General features: G+C 29.7%; 14 protein-coding genes. 10 read left to right on the top strand and 4 right to left on the bottom strand.

What is annotated here, in order from left to right; translation table 11 throughout:
- Nucleotides 1-31 precede the first annotated feature (31 nt).
- Nucleotides 32-2,575, bottom strand: a complete 2,544-nt coding sequence (locus FAY47_RS01635) for a transglycosylase domain-containing protein (protein ID WP_143314652.1) — start codon at nucleotides 2,573-2,575, stop codon at nucleotides 32-34.
- A gap of 144 nt (nucleotides 2,576-2,719) precedes the next feature.
- Here FAY47_RS01635 and yunB point away from each other — a divergent pair, with 144 nt between their 5' ends.
- Nucleotides 2,720-3,319, top strand: a complete 600-nt coding sequence (yunB, locus tag FAY47_RS01630) for a sporulation protein YunB (RefSeq protein ID WP_243129507.1) — start codon at nucleotides 2,720-2,722, stop codon at nucleotides 3,317-3,319.
- Between the two features lie 69 nt (nucleotides 3,320-3,388).
- Here the strand turns inward: yunB and hpt are convergent, their stop codons facing one another.
- Complete coding sequence (hpt, locus tag FAY47_RS01625) at nucleotides 3,389-3,913, bottom strand: hypoxanthine phosphoribosyltransferase (protein WP_143314650.1); 525 nt, start codon at nucleotides 3,911-3,913, stop codon at nucleotides 3,389-3,391.
- 199 nt (nucleotides 3,914-4,112) lie between these two features.
- Here hpt and hflX point away from each other — a divergent pair, with 199 nt between their 5' ends.
- The 5 genes from hflX to FAY47_RS01600 all read left to right on the top strand — a co-directional run bounded on the left by hflX (nucleotide 4,113) and on the right by FAY47_RS01600 (nucleotide 9,774).
- Complete coding sequence (gene hflX, locus FAY47_RS01620; RefSeq protein ID WP_143314649.1) at nucleotides 4,113-5,900, top strand: GTPase HflX; 1,788 nt, start codon at nucleotides 4,113-4,115, stop codon at nucleotides 5,898-5,900.
- Between the two features lie 64 nt (nucleotides 5,901-5,964).
- The gene (locus FAY47_RS01615) at nucleotides 5,965-6,873 is read left to right on the top strand and encodes a nucleotidyltransferase domain-containing protein (protein WP_143314648.1); all 909 of its coding nucleotides are present in this window, start codon (nucleotides 5,965-5,967) and stop codon (nucleotides 6,871-6,873) included.
- 16 nt (nucleotides 6,874-6,889) lie between these two features.
- On the top strand, nucleotides 6,890-8,305 hold the full coding sequence (locus FAY47_RS01610; protein ID WP_143314647.1) for a PLP-dependent aminotransferase family protein: 1,416 nt from the start codon (nucleotides 6,890-6,892) through the stop codon (nucleotides 8,303-8,305).
- On the top strand, nucleotides 8,293-8,946 hold the full coding sequence (locus FAY47_RS01605; RefSeq protein WP_143314646.1) for a YigZ family protein: 654 nt from the start codon (nucleotides 8,293-8,295) through the stop codon (nucleotides 8,944-8,946). Before FAY47_RS01610 ends, FAY47_RS01605 begins: the two co-directional genes overlap by 13 nt.
- Nucleotides 8,947-9,033: 87 nt before the next feature.
- The gene (locus FAY47_RS01600; protein WP_143314645.1) at nucleotides 9,034-9,774 is read left to right on the top strand and encodes a YebC/PmpR family DNA-binding transcriptional regulator; all 741 of its coding nucleotides are present in this window, start codon (nucleotides 9,034-9,036) and stop codon (nucleotides 9,772-9,774) included.
- A 212-nt stretch (nucleotides 9,775-9,986) separates the two neighbouring features.
- On the opposite strand, the gene FAY47_RS01595 is transcribed toward FAY47_RS01600, so the two are convergent.
- On the bottom strand, nucleotides 9,987-10,499 hold the full coding sequence (locus FAY47_RS01595) for a peptidoglycan-binding domain-containing protein (protein ID WP_143314644.1): 513 nt from the start codon (nucleotides 10,497-10,499) through the stop codon (nucleotides 9,987-9,989).
- 384 nt (nucleotides 10,500-10,883) lie between these two features.
- On the opposite strand from FAY47_RS01595, the gene FAY47_RS20135 reads away from it, so the two are divergent.
- The 4 genes from FAY47_RS20135 (at nucleotide 10,884) to FAY47_RS01580 (ending at nucleotide 16,209) form a co-directional block, all read left to right on the top strand.
- Complete coding sequence (locus tag FAY47_RS20135) at nucleotides 10,884-11,054, top strand: hypothetical protein (RefSeq protein WP_185966684.1); 171 nt, start codon at nucleotides 10,884-10,886, stop codon at nucleotides 11,052-11,054.
- A 952-nt stretch (nucleotides 11,055-12,006) separates the two neighbouring features.
- Entirely contained in the window at nucleotides 12,007-12,777 is a 771-nt protein-coding gene (locus FAY47_RS01590) for a DUF2087 domain-containing protein (protein ID WP_143314643.1), read from the top strand.
- Between the two features lie 4 nt (nucleotides 12,778-12,781).
- Nucleotides 12,782-14,032 (top strand): MFS transporter, encoded by a 1,251-nt coding sequence (locus FAY47_RS01585; RefSeq protein WP_143314642.1) that lies wholly within the window; start codon nucleotides 12,782-12,784, stop codon nucleotides 14,030-14,032.
- A gap of 227 nt (nucleotides 14,033-14,259) precedes the next feature.
- Entirely contained in the window at nucleotides 14,260-16,209 is a 1,950-nt protein-coding gene (locus FAY47_RS01580) for a GDSL-type esterase/lipase family protein (RefSeq protein ID WP_207706208.1), read from the top strand.
- A gap of 261 nt (nucleotides 16,210-16,470) precedes the next feature.
- Here FAY47_RS01580 and FAY47_RS01575 read toward each other — a convergent pair whose 3' ends face one another.
- Nucleotides 16,471-17,607 (bottom strand): DEAD/DEAH box helicase, encoded by a 1,137-nt coding sequence (locus FAY47_RS01575; protein WP_143314641.1) that lies wholly within the window; start codon nucleotides 17,605-17,607, stop codon nucleotides 16,471-16,473.
- Nucleotides 17,608-17,638: the final 31 nt, after the last annotated feature.

Genomic DNA, 17,638 nt, shown 5'->3' with positions numbered 1-17,638 from the left:
AAAATAGCTGTCTCAATTGAGACAGCTATTTTTAATGTGGATTAATTATTTTTTGTTTAGTTGAATCTGTTGTAGTATCCTTTTTATCGGCATCAGTATCAGCGTTAGTTTTTGTATTGGTATTAGTGTTTGTATTAGTATTAGTGCTATCGTTACTGTTAGTAGATGTTTTTGAATTATCCGTTGTTGTAGATGGAGTTTCTGGAAGAGCTACAGCAGCAGTATCATCTACAACAGTTGGCAATAGGTACGGAAAATCAGCAGTAACTGAGTTTGGATTTATTTTCTTAACGAATATTCTGTCACCTAGAAGCCAAGCTGGTGTATTTGCTGATGCCAATTTGCTATTAGCTGTATTTATTTTTGAAGATACATGTGCATCACAATATGAGGTCGGTTGTGTACCTTCAATAAAATATTCTTCATAAACTCTATCTCTAGGATCACTATGACAAAGTGCAGTTGGCAATTTGCCAGAGTCTTTACATACAGCTACCTTTACTAGTCCGCTTGGAGCATCTATATCTTTAATTTCTTTTCCCTTATGAGCTTTTGCCATTATTTGTCCCCAAAGACTAGCAGAAGTATCAGAATAGGTATTAAGTTTTTTTGGTTTATCATAACCGATCCAAACAGAACCAGAAAGATAAGGAGTAACTCCTGTAAACCAAAGATCTTTACTATCTGTAGTAGTACCAGTTTTTCCTGCGACAGCCATATCGCCCCACTTAGCGGATGGACCAGTAGTTTCGAGGGAACCTTTTAAAATATCATAAAGTATATAAGCTGTTTGTGGTGAAAAAATTTCTTTTGTTTTAATATTTGCTTCAGAATCTAAAAGAGTATTTCCGGAAGCATCTAAAACTTTTGAGTATAATTTTGGTGTTGTATAAACACCTCCATTTCCAAAAACACCGAATGCAGATGCAGTAATAAATGTATTACCTCCATCTTGATTACCGTTAAATTGACCAAGGGCTAAAGTTGCAATAGAGGATTTAGATTCTTGATTATAAACTAATCCAAACTTTTCGCCATATGACAATCCGGTTTTTAAACCAATTGTATTTTCAACTATTACTGAAGCTACGTTTTTAGACTTTGTCAAACCGTCTCTTAAAGTTATGTTACCATCGAATTTAAAATCATCATTTCTTACAGCATATGGTTTTCCATTATCAAGATTTTTTCCGATATTATCTTCAATAGGTGAATCATCTATCGTAGAACCAGCAGTTAATATTTTTTCATTTATAGCTGGACCATATACCGTTAATGGTTTTGTAGTAGATCCAATTGGTCTTAAGTAAGTATAAGCTCTATTGGCAGATTGTGCTCCGTGCTCACCTCTACCACCTATCATAACTAGAACCTTACCAGTCTTATAATCCACTATAGTAGCTGAAGCTTGAAACTCTGGGGTTTTAGTTCCTTCAACATAAGTTTCTTTATAACCAACATTTTGAGCTGTGAAATTATTTAATAAATTTTGAGTATAATCTTGAAGTGCTCTATCCATGTTAGTTGTTATTTTTAAGCCACCATTAGCTAGAAGTCTAGAAACTTCTTCATCCGAATATTTGTATTTAGCCTTTAAATCTTCTTTAACTTGTGATACAGCTGGATTTAGATACCACTCATATTGAAGAGTATAGCTATTTTTCTTAGAAGAAAAAACTAATTTCCCTGCATCTATATCAGCAATAGCTTGATTAAATTCAGCATCTGTTATTTTGCCTAATTCATGCATTTTAGATAACACAGTTTTTGTTCTGTTAATATAAGGACTAGGATTCTTTTTGTTATTTTCATTGTATGCGCTATAATATGTTGGCGCTTGAGCAATTCCACTAATATAAGCACATTCAATAAGATTAAGATCTTTAACAGATTTAGCAAAGTAAAGATTTGCTGCTGCTTCAACACCATAAGCAGTTCCTCCAAGAGGTATTGTGTTTAGATATTGATTCAAAATTTCATCTTTTGATAATTTTTTCTCTAGACTAAGTGCTAGCCAGATTTCTTTTATCTTTCTTTCAACAATAAAATCCTCATCTGTAAGTACAGTGTTTTTTAATAATTGCTGAGTTAAAGTAGAACCTCCATGCATACCACTTTGACGTTTAAAGATTTTAGTAATATCAGTAACAAAAGATCCAGCAATTCTAATAGGGTCAATTCCTTTATGTGATTCAAATCTTTGGTCTTCAATTGAAATAAAACCGTCTTTTAAATGTTGAGGTATTTTATCAAAGGTTACAACCGTTCTATCGACTTCAGAATGTAAGTTATCCATAAATACACCATCTTTATCATATACAGATGTAGGCTGACTTAAGTTAAGGACAGCATCCACATCAAGAGGGGGTGTACTTTTAATAACAGCAAAAATGTAACCAGCACCTATAACCATTACAGTTAACATTAAAAATAGTAATGTAAAGAAAATTCTTCTGAAAATAATTCTTACTCTACTCTTTTTCTTTTTCTTTTTGCGTCCTTTTTGAGGAGCACCTTTTTTTGCTGGAGACTTAGTGGCGTTATTTCTTTTATTTGAATTTTTATCTATAGCCATTTGTTCCTCCCAAATTTTTTATATTTAATTATATTATATTATACTATAGCATAATTATAATATGATTAAATCAATAACTCAACAATAAGGTGTTATATGAAATACTATGTAAAACCAAGAAAGCGGAAAATAAAACCGCATTTTTTGATTACTATTACAATTTTTACCATATTAATTACTCTTTTATATATTTTTGATGTCAGGGTTTTACCGTCAGCGCTAGTCAAATCGGAAAGTGCAGTTAGAGCAAAGACTGTTGATACAATAAGCTCGACTAGTTTAGAGCTGTTTAATGATGAATTTAAGTATGATGAAATGATAATAATTGATAGGGATAAGGATAATAATATTAATCTTATAAGGGCAAATACTGTAAAGTTAAATTACTTAGCTTCAGAGCTTGCCATAAAGTGTAATGAAAGATTGCAGAAGATGGGGGAGGTAGGAGTAAAAGTTCCAATTGGATGGATAACTGAGCAAAGTGCATTTTATAATTTAGGCCCTGAAATTACAGTAAAAATTGAACCTATTGGAAATATGAAGGTAAACTACGAATCAAAATTTGAAAGTGCAGGAATAAATCAAACAAGACATAAAATTTATTTAAATGTAGAGGCAACAGTAAAAATAATTATACCTCTTCATAGTAAGGAAATGGATATAACCTGTGAAATACCTGTAGCAGAAACTATTATAGTAGGAAAGATACCAAATACTGCAATAGATTTTTCTAAGGGACAATAAAATAAAATGTACAATTAATTAAAAACAAATTTAAGTTTATAATTAATTGTACATTTTATTAAAATTCATTTAATCTTGCCAGTTGAATACATAAGGAATATTTCTATAGTAGTTACCATAATCTAAACCATAACCAACAACAAAGACATCATCTATTTCAAAACATCTATAATCAGGGTGAACATTAGTTTTTCTTCTAGATGGCTTATCAAGTAGTACACAGCTCTTTACTGATGCAGCGCCAAGCTTTTTTACATGGTTTATTATAAATTCCATGGTATATCCAGTATCTACTATATCATCAACTATTAAAACATCAAAACCTTCTATATTATCAGGGATATCATTTACTATCTTTACTTCCCCTGAACTAGTCTCACTATGACCATAACTTGAAGTAGTCATAAATCCTACCATTACCTTAGTGTCAAGAGCTCTTACAAGATCAGCAGTAAACATAAAGCTACCTCTTAAAAGAGATAATACATAAAGATTTTTCCCTTCGTAGTCTTTTGTTATCTCAGCTCCAAGTTCTTCTATTCTAGTATCTATAGTCTCTTTTGATAATAGAATATTACGTTTCTTATCTTCCATTGGTATCCTCCGTTTCAAAACAGTTAAAGTATTTATTAAATTTATATTATTTCTCTTAATTCATATTACAGATTTTTAATTAATCTTGCAACTTTATTTTATCTAGTTTTAATCAATTTATGTAATGTTTACAACTGTAAACATATAGTATAAAATTAATTGAAAGTTGCAAACATATGTATATATAAGAGGTGATACTATGATAAATGGAAATATAGATGGAGTCAAGAAAAGTTTTTTAGATCAATTAGAAGATATATATAGAATTAAAATTTTGAAAGATGAAGTTGTTAGTGAGGAAATAATAAATGTAATGAGTAGGGTTTCAACTAACATAGAAAGAGAGATTAGCGTTGCTATAGATAGGAAAGGAAAAGTTCAGTCGGTAGCAATTGGAGATTCTTCATCAGTTGAGCTTCCCCTGCTAGACATAAAGGAAGGAAGACTTTCGGGAGTTAAAGTTATACATACTCATCCAAATGGAATTTCTAATTTATCAGCTTTAGATTTGTCTGCATTAATAAAATTAAAGCTTGATGCAATAGTAGCAGTTGGAATTTATGAAGGAAAGATAATAGATTATTCTATTGGTATGCTTTCGGTATTTAATAATACATTAATGTTTGAAGAAACCAGAAATCTTTCTCTAGAAGAGTTATTATCAATAAATATTTTAGATAAGGCAAGATATATTGAAAGTTTAATTAAAGAAAATGAAGTGGTTGAAAATGATGAAGAAAAAGCAATTTTAGTAGGCTCTGATACTACAGAAAGTTTGGAAGAATTAGTTGAACTTACTGAGGCATGTGATATACCGGTGTTAAAAACTGTATTTCAAAGTAGAAGTAAGATTGATCCAGCTTTTTTTATAGGGAGAGGAAAGGTTTTAGAAATTGCATCATTAAGACAAACTGAAAGGGCAAATTTGATCATATTTGATGATGAATTATCTGGATCTCAAGTTAGAAACTTAGAAAATGCATTAGGTGCAAAGGTAATTGATAGAACTACTCTTATTTTAGAAATATTCGCAAGAAGAGCAAAGAGTAAGGAAGCTAAAATTCAAGTAGAACTTGCACAACTTAAATACAGAAAGAGTAGGCTTCAAGGATTAGGTACAGTTTTATCAAGAACAGGAGGAGGAATAGGTACTAGAGGGCCTGGAGAAAAGAAACTTGAAACTGATAGAAGGCATATTAATGAAAGTATATACGACTTAAATAATGAATTAAAAAAGATAAAGAGAACGAGAGAAATTCAAAGAGAGAAAAGAAATAAGGAAAGTATTCCTAAGGTTTCTCTAGTTGGTTATACTAATGCAGGAAAATCTACCTTAAGAAATGCTCTTTGCGATATAGCTGCAACTAATGAAGGAAAGTCAAAAGAAAAAGTTTTTGAAGCTGATATGTTATTTGCTACACTAGATATAACTACTAGAGCTATAACATTAAAAAATAAGGGGTTAATAACTTTAACTGACACTGTAGGGTTTGTAAGAAAATTACCTCATGAACTTGTTGAAGCATTTAAGTCAACTTTAGAGGAAGTAATTTATTCAGATTTACTTTGTCATGTTGTAGATGCTTCTGTACCTGGAGCATTAGAGCAAATTAGAGCAGTAGAAGAAGTCTTAGGTGAACTTGGAGCTAGAGATAAGGAAACTATTTTAGTTTTAAATAAAGTAGATATGGTAGATGAAGAAAAATTAAATGACTTAAAAAGTCAGTTGAATTATGAGGAAGTAATAGAAGTATCTGCTAAAGAAAATATTAATTTAGAAAGTCTTTTAGAGAAGATAGAAGAAAAATTACCATATAACTTCAAAAAGGTGGAATATCTAATCCCTTATGATAAGGGTGATATGGTATCATTTCTTCATAGAAACGGAAGAATTTTTGAAGAAGAATATAGGGATGAAGGAACTTTTATGGTGGTTGAAGTTGATGATGAAATTTATAATAAAAGTAAGGAATATGCAATAGGATAAATATTAATATATTTTATGTTATAATGTAAAAAAGCAGAAAATACTATAGGAAGGGAGAGGGATGATGGCAAAAACCGTTATTGAGTTACAAAATGCTTTTCAATCTATAGTAAATACATTAAAGAAGAATAAAAAGGTCCTAGCGATTTTTACTTTTGGAAGTATAGTTACAGGTGATGTTTGGGAAGAATCAGATATAGATTTATTTGTTGTGTATTCTAATGAGTACGAAAAAATAAGGGATGTATATTCAGAAATTCTAGGAGTTCCTGTACATACTAAATTACTTCATAGGAAAAGTTTTTTTGAGTTATATGAAAATCAAGGACAAAAAGGCTTTATAAGAAATTTATTAATAGAATCTAGGATTGTGTTTTCCAGAGATGAAGATATAGAAGAAATATATAAAAAGGCTAGATATTCAACTGATGATCAAATAGAAATATGGAATTTAGTTTACCTTGGAAATCTTATTAAAGATTTAGGTGTATGTAGAAAATACTTTTCAAATGGTGGCTTTAGGACTTCTTATGAAATCTTAATAAGGGTATTAGATAGTTTGGCAAGGTTATTTATAAATCTAAATGGATATGTTGTGTCTAAAGATTCGTTAACTATGGCTGCTAATTTGAATAATGAGTTTAAAGAGGTAGTTGATAGATTGTTTTATGTTGAAACTAAAAAAGAATCAATAATTTATATTATCGATTATGTCAATAGGTTTCTTGATGAAAATATAGTGATCTCATGCAAACTATTATTGGATTACTTAGAGGAAAAAAATGATTTTCTAAGCTCAAATGAAATTAAAAAGGATGAGAAGTTTAAAAATTTTGATATAAAAATAGAGAATATATTAAAGGAACTTGAAAAGCGTAAGATAATTGTTAAGAAAAAAAGAGGTTTAAAGGATTCGGAAGAAATAAAGGTTTTGGATGAAATTGTATATGCTATGAAGAATAGAAAAAAGTAGGAATGGAGTTTGTATAGTGAAGGAGTATTTAAAAATTGATTTTAAGGAAGAAATACCTAAATATGTACAAATAGCCGTGCATTTAAAAAAGTTAATAGAAACAAAAGTTATAGAAGATGGAGAGAAACTTCCTACCATTAGAGAATATACTGAGTTTCTAAGGGTAAATAAAGTTACAATAGTAAATGCTTATAAAAAACTCCAAAATGATGGCTTTGCTTATCAAAAAGTTGGCAGTGGCACATATGCTAAGAGAAAAGAAAATGTTTCTATATTTATGAAAGAATATTCTAAAACCTTTAAAAAGCTGATGTCAGAAAATATGGAAGATGCTATAGATTTTGCAGGAGAAACTACAGGTGAAGTATTATTCCCAATAGAAGATTTTAAAGATATTATAAATAGGGTATTAGACAGGGATGGAGTTGAAGCTTTAATTTCGCAGAATGCTCTTGGATATGAGAAGCTTAGAGGAACTATTAATAAAGCCTTTTGGAATAATACTCTTCAAGATGAAGATATACTAATAGTTTCAGGTGCTCAGCAAGGAATCGACATTGCATCAAAAGCCATGTTAAATATTAATGATAATGTTATAGTAGAAAAACCAACTTATGGTGGAGCACTATCTGTATTTAGATGGAGAAGAGCAAATATCTTTGAAGTTGATATGGAAAGTGATGGAGTTGATCTAGATAAGTTTGAAGAGATTCTAAAGAAAAATAAAATAAGATGTTTTTATACTATGAGTTATTTCCAAAATCCTACTGGCATAAGTTATTCTTTGGAAAAAAAGAAGAAGTTAATAGAACTTGCTGAGAAGTATGATTTTTATATTATAGAAGATGATTATCTTTCGGAATTAATTTATGACCAATCTGTAGAATACACACCTTTTAAATGGTTAGATAGAGAAGAAAGAGTGATTTACATAAAAAGCTTTTCTAAGATATTTTTACCGGGAATTAGAATTGGTTACATGGTTATGCCAACTATTTTTAAGGAAAGCATGCAAAATTCTAAATTTAATACTGATATAGCGACCTCGAGTCTTATGCAAAGGGCGTTGGAAATGTATATAGTGGAAAATAAGTGGAAAGAAAATATAGCTTTACTAAATAAAGAATATCAAAAAAGATATAAGTTAATGACGGGGATTTTAGATGAAAAACTAAGTGAATATGTTACTTATAATAAGCCTGGTGGTGGATTAACATTTTATTTAGTTCTTAAGGAATCTTTTGTTACCTCAAGAGAACTGTTTTTAAGGCTTAGAAAAAAAGGAGTATATATAACTCCAGGAGTTTTATTTTTTAGAGATATGAAGGATGGGGATAAAACTTTTAGAATAGGATTTTCTCAAACAAATGAAGAGAAAATATTAAAAGGATTAGAGACTATTAGAGAGGAACTAGACTTATGCCATATATAACTATCAGAAATTTAGGCGAAGATTCATTTGAAGAAAAGAAGTCTGAGTTTATTGGATATTCAAAAAGAGTTGAGTCAGAAGAAGAGGCTAAGAAATTTATTAATGAAATAAAGTCAAAACATAAGCAAGCAAGACATAATTGTTGGGCGTATGTAATAGGAAAGAATATGGGGATTCAGAGGTATTCAGATGATGGAGAACCTCAAGGGACAGCAGGAATTCCAATACTCGAAGTTATGAAAAAAAGCGGAATAACAGATTGTGCTATTGTAGTTACAAGGTATTTTGGAGGCATACTTCTAGGTGCTGGTGGACTTACTAGGGCTTATACTAAAGGTGCATCCATTGCAATTAAGGCAGCTGGTATAGTAGAAAAGGTTAATGGTTTAAAATTTACTATTACCCTGGATTATGATCTTTTAGGAAAGGTTCAATATGTATGTTCTCAAAATCTTTGGCATATTGAGGACACGCTATATGAAGAAAAAGTCAAGTTATATATTCTAGCAGAAATTGAACAAGCAGCTACTATAGAAAAAGAATTAATGAATTCTACAAATGGGAAGGCTTTTATTGAGAAAAGTGAAGAAGGTATATATTTTAAAGAAGAAAATAGACTTTATAAAGATGTGTCTATTTAGGAGCAACAAAGATAGATGTCTTTTATTTCCTTTCAATATATGATATAATTTTATAGGTTTTATGAAATTAAGATAGGAGGAATAAGCATGTCAGGACACTCAAAATGGCATAACATTCAAGCTAAAAAAGGTAAAGTTGATGCTAAAAGAGGAAAGATATTCACTAAAATAGGTAAAGAATTAGCTATAGCTATAAAAAATGGTGGAGCTAATCCAGATATCAATGCAAGGCTTAGAGATGTTATAGCAAAAGCTAAGGCGGCTAATATGCCTAATGATAATATTGCTAGAGCAATTAAAAAAGCTGAAGGAGATATGAATTCAGTAAGTTATGAAACAATTGTATATGAAGGTTATGGACCAAGTGGAGTAGCTGTAATTGTTGAAACTCTTACTGACAATAAAAATAGATCTGCAGGAAATGTTAGAAGTGCCTTCACAAAAGGTGGAGGAAATATGGGATCTACTGGTTGTGTGGGATTCATGTTCCAAGAAAAAGGTGAAATTGTTATAGAAAAAGCTGATAGAGATGAAGATGAAATGATGATGTTAGCTCTTGATGCTGGAGCAGAAGACTTTAATGCTGATGAAGAAGAAGTATTTGTAGTAACTACTACACCTGAAGACTTTAGTGAAGTTAGAGAAGCTTTAGAAGCAAAGGGAATAGAATTCTTAGAAGCAGCAGTTAAGATGATTCCAGATACATATACTGCAATAGATGAAGCTGATGCTAAGAAGTTCCAAAAGATGTTAGATTTACTTGAAGATGATGATGACGTTCAAGAAGTTTACCACAATGCTGAATTCCCTGAAGGATGGGAAGAATAAGGCTTTTTATAAACAACTAATGTAATTATATATTGAACTTAGAATATACTTCCTTTGAAATAAAAAAGGGAGTGTATTTTTTGGTGATTTTGCCGAATATTAATAGAATTTATGTTAAAATTAGAGATTAACTAACATTAGCAGGTAAAGAAAAAAATGACCCACTAGGGTCAATTTTTTTTTTTCTTTATAATGTTTATTATATATTAGTATTAGAAGTTATTAACAAGAGTTTTCCAAGTTTTCTCGCCACAAACTCCATTAATGGCACCACAATCAGGATGTTTGCTTTGGAAGTCTGATAATGCGTTAAATGTGTTGGTATCAAATATTCCAGTAACATGTAAGTTGTATCCATAATGATTTAATAATATTTGTAATGAGGCTATAGGAATGTCATCGTTTTTGTGATTATAATCAACCAAAGACTCTACAAATGTACCAACATGTGAATTGTCACTCATAGTAATGCTTATAGCCGTATATGATTTTCCGTTATAAGTAACTGGATTTTCTAAATGTACATTTGTTGCATATACAGTGCCATCATAGTATTGACGATACATGAATGAAGGATCATACATATATTTAGTTGTTGCACTAGCAGCAGTTTTAGTAGTTGTACTAGTATCATTAGCAGCAAAGGCAGATGTTGAAGAAAGAAGTACAGTTGCTAGTACTCCAGCACATAATGTTTTGATTTTGGTTTTGTTCATTTTTTTCATAATTTTTAGCTCCTTATTGATTTATTTTACACTTATATAATATTATATAAATATTTCCAAAGATAGAAGAATTATTGCCGAGTTATTAACAAAAATATATATATTATGTTTCACTAAAAAATAAAAAGGTTTAAAAATCAGTTGGATTTTTTGCATGATGATATATGTTTAGTTTTTATACACTTTTGATATAGAATTAATATCTGTATTGAAGGTGTTTTTTTACAACGATAGTAATAAAGGTGGGATAAATTTATTTTCTTGTGAATAAGTTAGAGTGAAAGAATATTTAAAATTGATTTAACATAATTGAGTATTTCAAGAAGAAAAGAGACATGAATGAAAAAGATAAGTTGGGAATAATTTAAATTGTTAGAGGTGTTTATGTTTAGGTTAGATTTGTTAGTATATAATTTCATATTTAATAATTGCCAGGCATTAGGAAATGTATTTGGTTTTGGGGCATTTGAAGGATTCATAATATATGCCGGTGTAATTACAGTAGCTGTTATGAAAATTTTTAATGATAACATTAAAAAGGATGTAAAAAAATAATTACAGAGTTAGTTAGTCATTTTGAGTGTTTTTCATTATATAATAAAAAATTTTAATAATATTGTATATTTAATTTAACATTGCACATAATAATATCGAAAGAGGTGATTCTCATGGAAGCTGATTTTAACAATAATATTTTAGGTTTGTTCCGAAAATAATTTTAAAGTCCCCATAAGTACACTTATTTCAAAAGAAAGCTAGGGATTAGAAATAATCCCTGGTTTTTTTATTGTTAAATTATCTATATCTTAAATTAATAGATTCTAAGTCTCTACTGGAATTGAAAAAAATATTCAAGTGAAGCTGAAAAATATCCCTTAGTAGCTAATAAGAGTTCTATAAAAATAGAAAGTAAGGATGCTACTAAGGGATAAAAACAAACTTTATACAATTTTGGGAGTGAATAAAGTATTTGCAGCATTTTAAAAAAACATAATTCGACACCTATATACAACATTTAACTTTTAATTAAGTAATGATTAGAATTATGTCTGCAAATACATGATAACATATAACGATATTAAAAATCAATATCAAAATGTAAGACGCGATAATATTTAAATCAAATTTAAACGTGTATATAACTAATAAAAAGAATGACTTAATCAGGGGGATGATTAAGTCATTCTTAAAATAGTACATTATCTATTTTTGGGGGATAAATAATGTTTTATTAATTTATATAACTAAATTATAGGTGTATATTATGGCAGTAACATGACAAAATAATACACCTAGTTATCTTTTTAGTTTTTTATTTATATTAGAGAAAAGGGAAAGATAAATTTTATATTACATATTTTATACAATTGGACAATCTCTATTGTCTTTTGTAAAAGATATTAATAATCGTAGATAAAGTGATAGAATGTCTATAAATATATAGACAATATTATAAAAAAGATGTAATATGTATGTAGAGTTAATTGTTGGAAGGAGATTAATATATATGGATATAAAGACAAATGAAATATTTTGGAATGCAAATATGGAGGAAGTAAAAAGTGGATTTATAGAGAGAGAGAAAGAATACAAATGTATTATTTGTGAAAAAGAATTTGAAAAAGGACGTATTTATGAGGTTAGATCAGCATTGTATGAGGCTAAGAAGGCTATAGAGATGCATATAGAAGATAGTCATGGTTCAGTGCTTAATTATCTTTTGGGAATGAATTCAACTTTTTTAGGAGTTTCTGATATCCAAAAGGAGGTAATATCATTAATTTCTGAAGGGTTATCAGATAAAGAAGTTGCAGAAAAAATGGGAGTGGCCCAATCAACTGTCAGAAATCATAAGTACAAGTTAAGAGAAAAAGAAAAGCAAGCAAGAATATTTTTAACTATGATGGATCTATTAGCTGAAAATACTAATAGGAAGATTAATAAACTTGATAAAGAAGTTATTTGTGATGCACATAAAACAGCAACCATTTTAGATGATAGATTTAATATAACAGATAAAGAAAAAATGGAGACTATAAAAAAATATATGGATGAGAATGGAGCTTTGAAAAGTTATCCAGCCAAGGCTAAGAAAAAAGTTATTGTACTTGAGGAAATAGTGAGAAATTTTTCAAAGGGGAAAATTTATTCGGAAAAGGAAATTAACAGAATTTTAAAGAGAATATATTCAGATTACGCCAGTTTAAGAAGGGCTTTAATAGAGTATGGATATGTTGAAAGAACTAATGATTGTAAAAGCTATTGGGTAAAGGAGTAAAATTGTGAAAAAAAGTAAAAATATATGGATGTATTTTGGAGGTAGGTTTGTATCGTTAATAGGCAGCGGAATTCAAAGCATAGCATTACCATTGTTTATATTAGATTTAACTGGATCTGGAACATTAATGGGGATGTTTTCAATACTGACACTTGTGCCAGCATTAATTACATCACCTTTTTCAGGAATACTTGGGGATAGAAAAAATAGAAAAAATATAATGGTAACAATGGATTTATGCAGGGGAGTATTAATTTGTCTTTTTGGAATATTTGCTATGATGGGAACTCTTAATATTTTTATTTTATTTTCTTTACAGGTATTCATATCAATTATGGACAGCCTATTTGATGCATCTTCTGCTGCGCTTATGCCAGATTTAATATCTAGAGAAGAACTTATAGAAGCAAATTCTGCTAAAGGAGGATTTGATGCAGCAGCTAATATTTTAGGGCCTGCATTAGGGGGAGTTATCTACGGTATTTGGGGAATAAAAATGGTATTCTTAATTAATGGACTTTCCTTTTTATCATCAGCAATGTTTTCTCTGCTTATTACTTATAGAAGGAAAGTAGTTGAAAAGGAAAAAATTAATACCAAGTTATTTTTAAGTGAAAACTTAGAAGTTCTAAAGTTCATAGTGAGAAAAAAGGGATTACTTCAATTGTTCAGTTTTGCTATGACCTCTAATTTTTTACTTGTTCCATTATTTGATATACTAATGCCTTATACATTAAAAAAAGAAATTGGATTTGCGTCAGAGCAGTATGGATATATAATTTGTTTCTTTACAACAGGTATATTGTTTGGGAATATTGCTATTTCAGCATATTTTAAAAGATTAGGACTTAAAAGACTTATGAAACTTGGACTTATGATAGAAACAGCTATAACCTTAATAGTATGTGCTTTAATTTTCCCTAAGTCAGTTGAGATTTATGGAGGGGCAACATTCGCGTTATTTCTATCTATATCAATTTGTTGCATAGGAATGGGATTTTTTAATGCTTTTGTTAATACTCCTATTTCAACAAATCTTCAAAACCTTGTTCCACCGGGGATGCGATCAAGATTTTTTTCAATACTTGGTATGTTTTCTAGAGGTGCTATACCTATAGGATCTTTTATTTTTGGGGTATTGCTTGATGCAATGAAATATTATAATATTTTTACTATTGTAAATTTATTATCAATTTTGGTTACAGGGATTTTTTTAATAAAAGCTTGTGATGAAGCATATGAAGCAAAAGAATAGAATGAAGGGATGTCAATTAATTTTTGATATCCTTTTATTATTATATAGTATTTTAATATTAGAGTTTCCTAATTATGTGGTGTTGTTATTTTTAGATAAAATTCAACATAATACTGGCGGTATTGAATGCAAAAAAATCTGTTATCATGTTATTTTGTGTTGACAAGCAATATTTAAATTTGTATATTTTAACTGTGGAGTAAATATATAGAAAAGGGGGGCTGAAGTTGAAAAAAACTTATTTGTCAAAAAATTCGATTGTATTAATAATTTCAATTTTTATGCTTTTAAGTGGTGCTTATAATACTAGTGCAGTCACAGAAGATAAAAGAAATGCACTAGGTTATGCTGATTATAAGTATGATTTTGGAGGAGATGAAAATAAGGATTATATATCTATTATGCCTAAAGATGTAAACGGTGTCTCGAAGGTTGTTCGCAGGGAAAATTCAAAAGAGTCAGCTTTAGTTGGAGATTTTTCATTTAGTCAGAAACTTGATAATGGGGAATATAATGTTACAGTAATAGGCCCTAAAAAACATTTAGAGGTTAAGGCTGAAGGTGACACTATGTATAAAGGTTCAGGGAGTGAAAATAAAAAATATCTAGAAGTCACTCATAAAGTATTAGTTAAGGATGGTAAACTGGATTTAGACTTTAATGGAGAGGTAAGTATTGTAGAAGTATCAAAGTTGCTTAAATTTAATTTAGGAACAGAGAATAAATTAGATGATTATGCTAGTGCTTCTTCAACAACTAAATACTCAAAGGAGCTTGGTTATGGTTTTAATAATATTGAACAGATTAGAGATGTAAAATCTTCTGGTGATGGAGTTTGTTCAAATGCCGTAGAATTTTTAAATAGCGGGGTAACTAGTAAAAATACTTTTAATATTGATGTGCCAAGTGGAAGATATAAGATAAAAGTTATTGCAGGAGATATTTTCAGAATGAGTGTTGCCGCAGAAGGTTACTTTGCTGTTATGAATATGACTGGTAACAATGCGGTAAGTGAGTTTGAGATTCCTGTTACAGATGGTCAGTTAAATATATTGGGCACAGCGGGAAAAGAAGGTACAAGTTTTTCTATTAGTGCTATTGAAGTGTCGAAAATAAGTGATGATTTAGAACCTAATCATACTATTTTTGTTGGTGGAGATTCAACAGTTACAGCTTATTATCCTTTAGTGGCTCCTATGGTTCCAAAAACTCAAGGGGGATGGGGACAGATGCTTGAAAAATATCTCCCAGATAATTTTCGAGTACATAACTATGCAACAGGAGGTCAGTTTGCTAAAGGATTTTTAATAAGTGGACAATTTGATGCAATAGAAGATTATATTAAACCAGGTGATTACTATTTGGTTGCTTTTGGAATTAATGATACTAATTATTCAAATGAGGAAGAATATAAAGCTAGTACTATAGAGATGTTAAGAAGAGTAAAAGAAAAAGGAGCTATACCAATTTTAGTAACCGGTCAAGGCCGTGCAAGTGATTTTGATGAAAATAATGTTCATCATAGGGAAAATAGATGGTTTAAAACTATTACAATGGAAATAGCGAAAGCAGAGGACGTTCAATTTATAGACTTGAACAATATGAGCTCAGCATATTTCACAGAAATAGGACAAGAAAATACTAATGCTCTTTATTGGGTACATAGTGATGGCAAGCTAGATACTCTTCATCCTAATAGAACTGGAGCAGGTCAACTTGCAAGACTAATTGTAGAGGAATTGATGGATAAGAATGTAGACGGGTTGGAAAATTCTAAGATACTTCCTTATGGTACAAGTAATGACTTGATTTTGAAAAGTGATAGGGCAAAGATAACTAGGAATAAGAATAAAGGTACAATTACAGCAAGTGTTAATGTTCAAAATCTACGTAGTTTAGACACTAAGGTGACAGTTTCATTAAAACTTTGCAATAAAAATACAAGTGAAGTTATTTTAGAAGAAAAGAAAGAATTTGTTTTGCCAGCATTTGACACTTCTAAGCCCACTGATAGAAGCAATTTGAAGGTAATGTCAAAGGTTAGTGATGCAAATTTAGAAGCTAAATTACTTGTTGACGATGGAGTATCTATAATAGATTGCCAAGGCAATGTAAATAACAAATATAATAATCCAATGGATATATCAAATCAAATGTTTATTTCACGAGTTAATTAGTGCATTTTAAGATGAAATTCTTTAAAATGACACAATAAGAATGTAAAATAAGATGAATAGGTAAACGACATATTAAACGTATTAAACATGAAAAAGTATTTTAAGGAGGATGAGAAGCCCACAGATAAGCTTTGTTTGGATTTTCTAGGGAAGGACATAATGAGGGGAATTAAATTACTTTACAGGTTAATACAATATGAACTGTCTAAAAGAAAATTTTAAATTTCTACTTAGACAGTTCATTTTTTATAAAAATTATAGTTATTTTAGTTCTCCGTGATATAATCTTTTCCTTTTAATTTCTATTCCAAATTCTCGTTCATATATTCTAACGGCTGCTTTTTCTTTTGAAGTTACTAATGAAATTGTGCATCCGGAATTTTTACCACGAGCAGTTCTGCCAGCTCTATGTAGATATTCATTAGCATTAGAAGGAAAATCTAAATTAATGATATGGGTTATGCCTTCTATATCTAATCCTCTTGCTGAAATATCTGAAGAAACGAGGATGTTTATTTTGCCATTTCTAAAACTTTCAATAGCATTTTGTCTTTGCTCTTTACTAATGCCTTTATGAATAGCAAAAGCAGCCTTGTTATGAAAATTTAATTTGTCAGATATCATATTAATTTCGTAACCTTTATTTACAAATATCAAGGCTTTATCTGGGTTTGTAGCAATTATGAGTTTTCGTAATGTTTCAAATTTATCCCTTGGATCTACTTCTATAAAAATATGTTCTATATTTGGATTTAAAGATACTGTTTTATTACTTTTAAATACTACAGGTTCATTCATAAGTTCCTTAGCAGTAGATAAGGTGCTTGCGTTTATGGTAGCAGAAAATACCATGAGTTGTCTATCTTTCATAGTAGTCTTAATTACATCCTTAACCATTGCAGAACTAGTGTTGTCCAGAAGATTATCAGCTTCATCGATAACTATAGTTTTAATAGTATGAGCGGTTATTTTCTTCTTCTTCTTTATTAAGTCAAGAATTCTACCAGTTGAACCAACTATTATATGTGGTTTGTTTTCCTTAAGTTTTTTAATTTGCTTATCGATGTTAACATCTCCGATTATAGATAATGAAGTAACAGGAATTTCAGAGTTTTTAGCAAGCAACTTAATTTGAGCATCAATTTGCATTACAAGTTCATGAGTTGGAGCTAAAATAAGGGCTTGCATTTCTCTTTTTTCTGTATTGATTTTATGAAATAAAGGAAGAACAAATGCTAGGGTTTTCCCGCTGCCAGTATGTGCTTCGCCTATAATATCTTTATTTTTAAGAGCTTCAGGAATTGTTAAAGCTTGAATTTCTGTAGGGATATTAATGCCTTGTTTTTCTAGACCTATTATTAAATTTTTATTTAAGTTTAATTCATTAAAAGATTTCATAAATTTCTCCTTTGGTTTTTGTTTATAATAA

Origin of the sequence: Clostridium sp. HBUAS56017, from assembly GCF_007115085.1 — a bacterium.
Classification (GTDB): domain Bacteria; phylum Bacillota; class Clostridia; order Clostridiales; family Clostridiaceae; genus Clostridium; species Clostridium cibarium.
This window is presented reverse-complemented; position numbering and strand designations above follow the sequence as displayed.

Excerpts from the sequence above, each read along its gene's own strand:
- FAY47_RS01635 (WP_143314652.1), bottom strand. The coding sequence starts at position 2,575 with ATGGCTATAGATAAAAATTCAAATAAAAGAAATAACGCCACTAAGTCT.
- hpt (WP_143314650.1), bottom strand. The coding sequence starts at position 3,913 with ATGGAAGATAAGAAACGTAATATTCTATTATCAAAAGAGACTATAGAT.
- hflX (WP_143314649.1), top strand. The coding sequence starts at position 4,113 with ATGATAAATGGAAATATAGATGGAGTCAAGAAAAGTTTTTTAGATCAA.
- FAY47_RS01615 (WP_143314648.1), top strand. The coding sequence starts at position 5,965 with ATGGCAAAAACCGTTATTGAGTTACAAAATGCTTTTCAATCTATAGTA.
- FAY47_RS01605 (WP_143314646.1), top strand. The coding sequence starts at position 8,293 with ATGCCATATATAACTATCAGAAATTTAGGCGAAGATTCATTTGAAGAA.
- FAY47_RS01600 (WP_143314645.1), top strand. The coding sequence starts at position 9,034 with ATGTCAGGACACTCAAAATGGCATAACATTCAAGCTAAAAAAGGTAAA.
- FAY47_RS01595 (WP_143314644.1), bottom strand. The coding sequence starts at position 10,499 with ATGAAAAAAATGAACAAAACCAAAATCAAAACATTATGTGCTGGAGTA.
- FAY47_RS20135 (WP_185966684.1), top strand. The coding sequence starts at position 10,884 with ATGTTTAGGTTAGATTTGTTAGTATATAATTTCATATTTAATAATTGC.
- FAY47_RS01590 (WP_143314643.1), top strand. The coding sequence starts at position 12,007 with ATGGATATAAAGACAAATGAAATATTTTGGAATGCAAATATGGAGGAA.
- FAY47_RS01575 (WP_143314641.1), bottom strand. The coding sequence starts at position 17,607 with ATGAAATCTTTTAATGAATTAAACTTAAATAAAAATTTAATAATAGGT.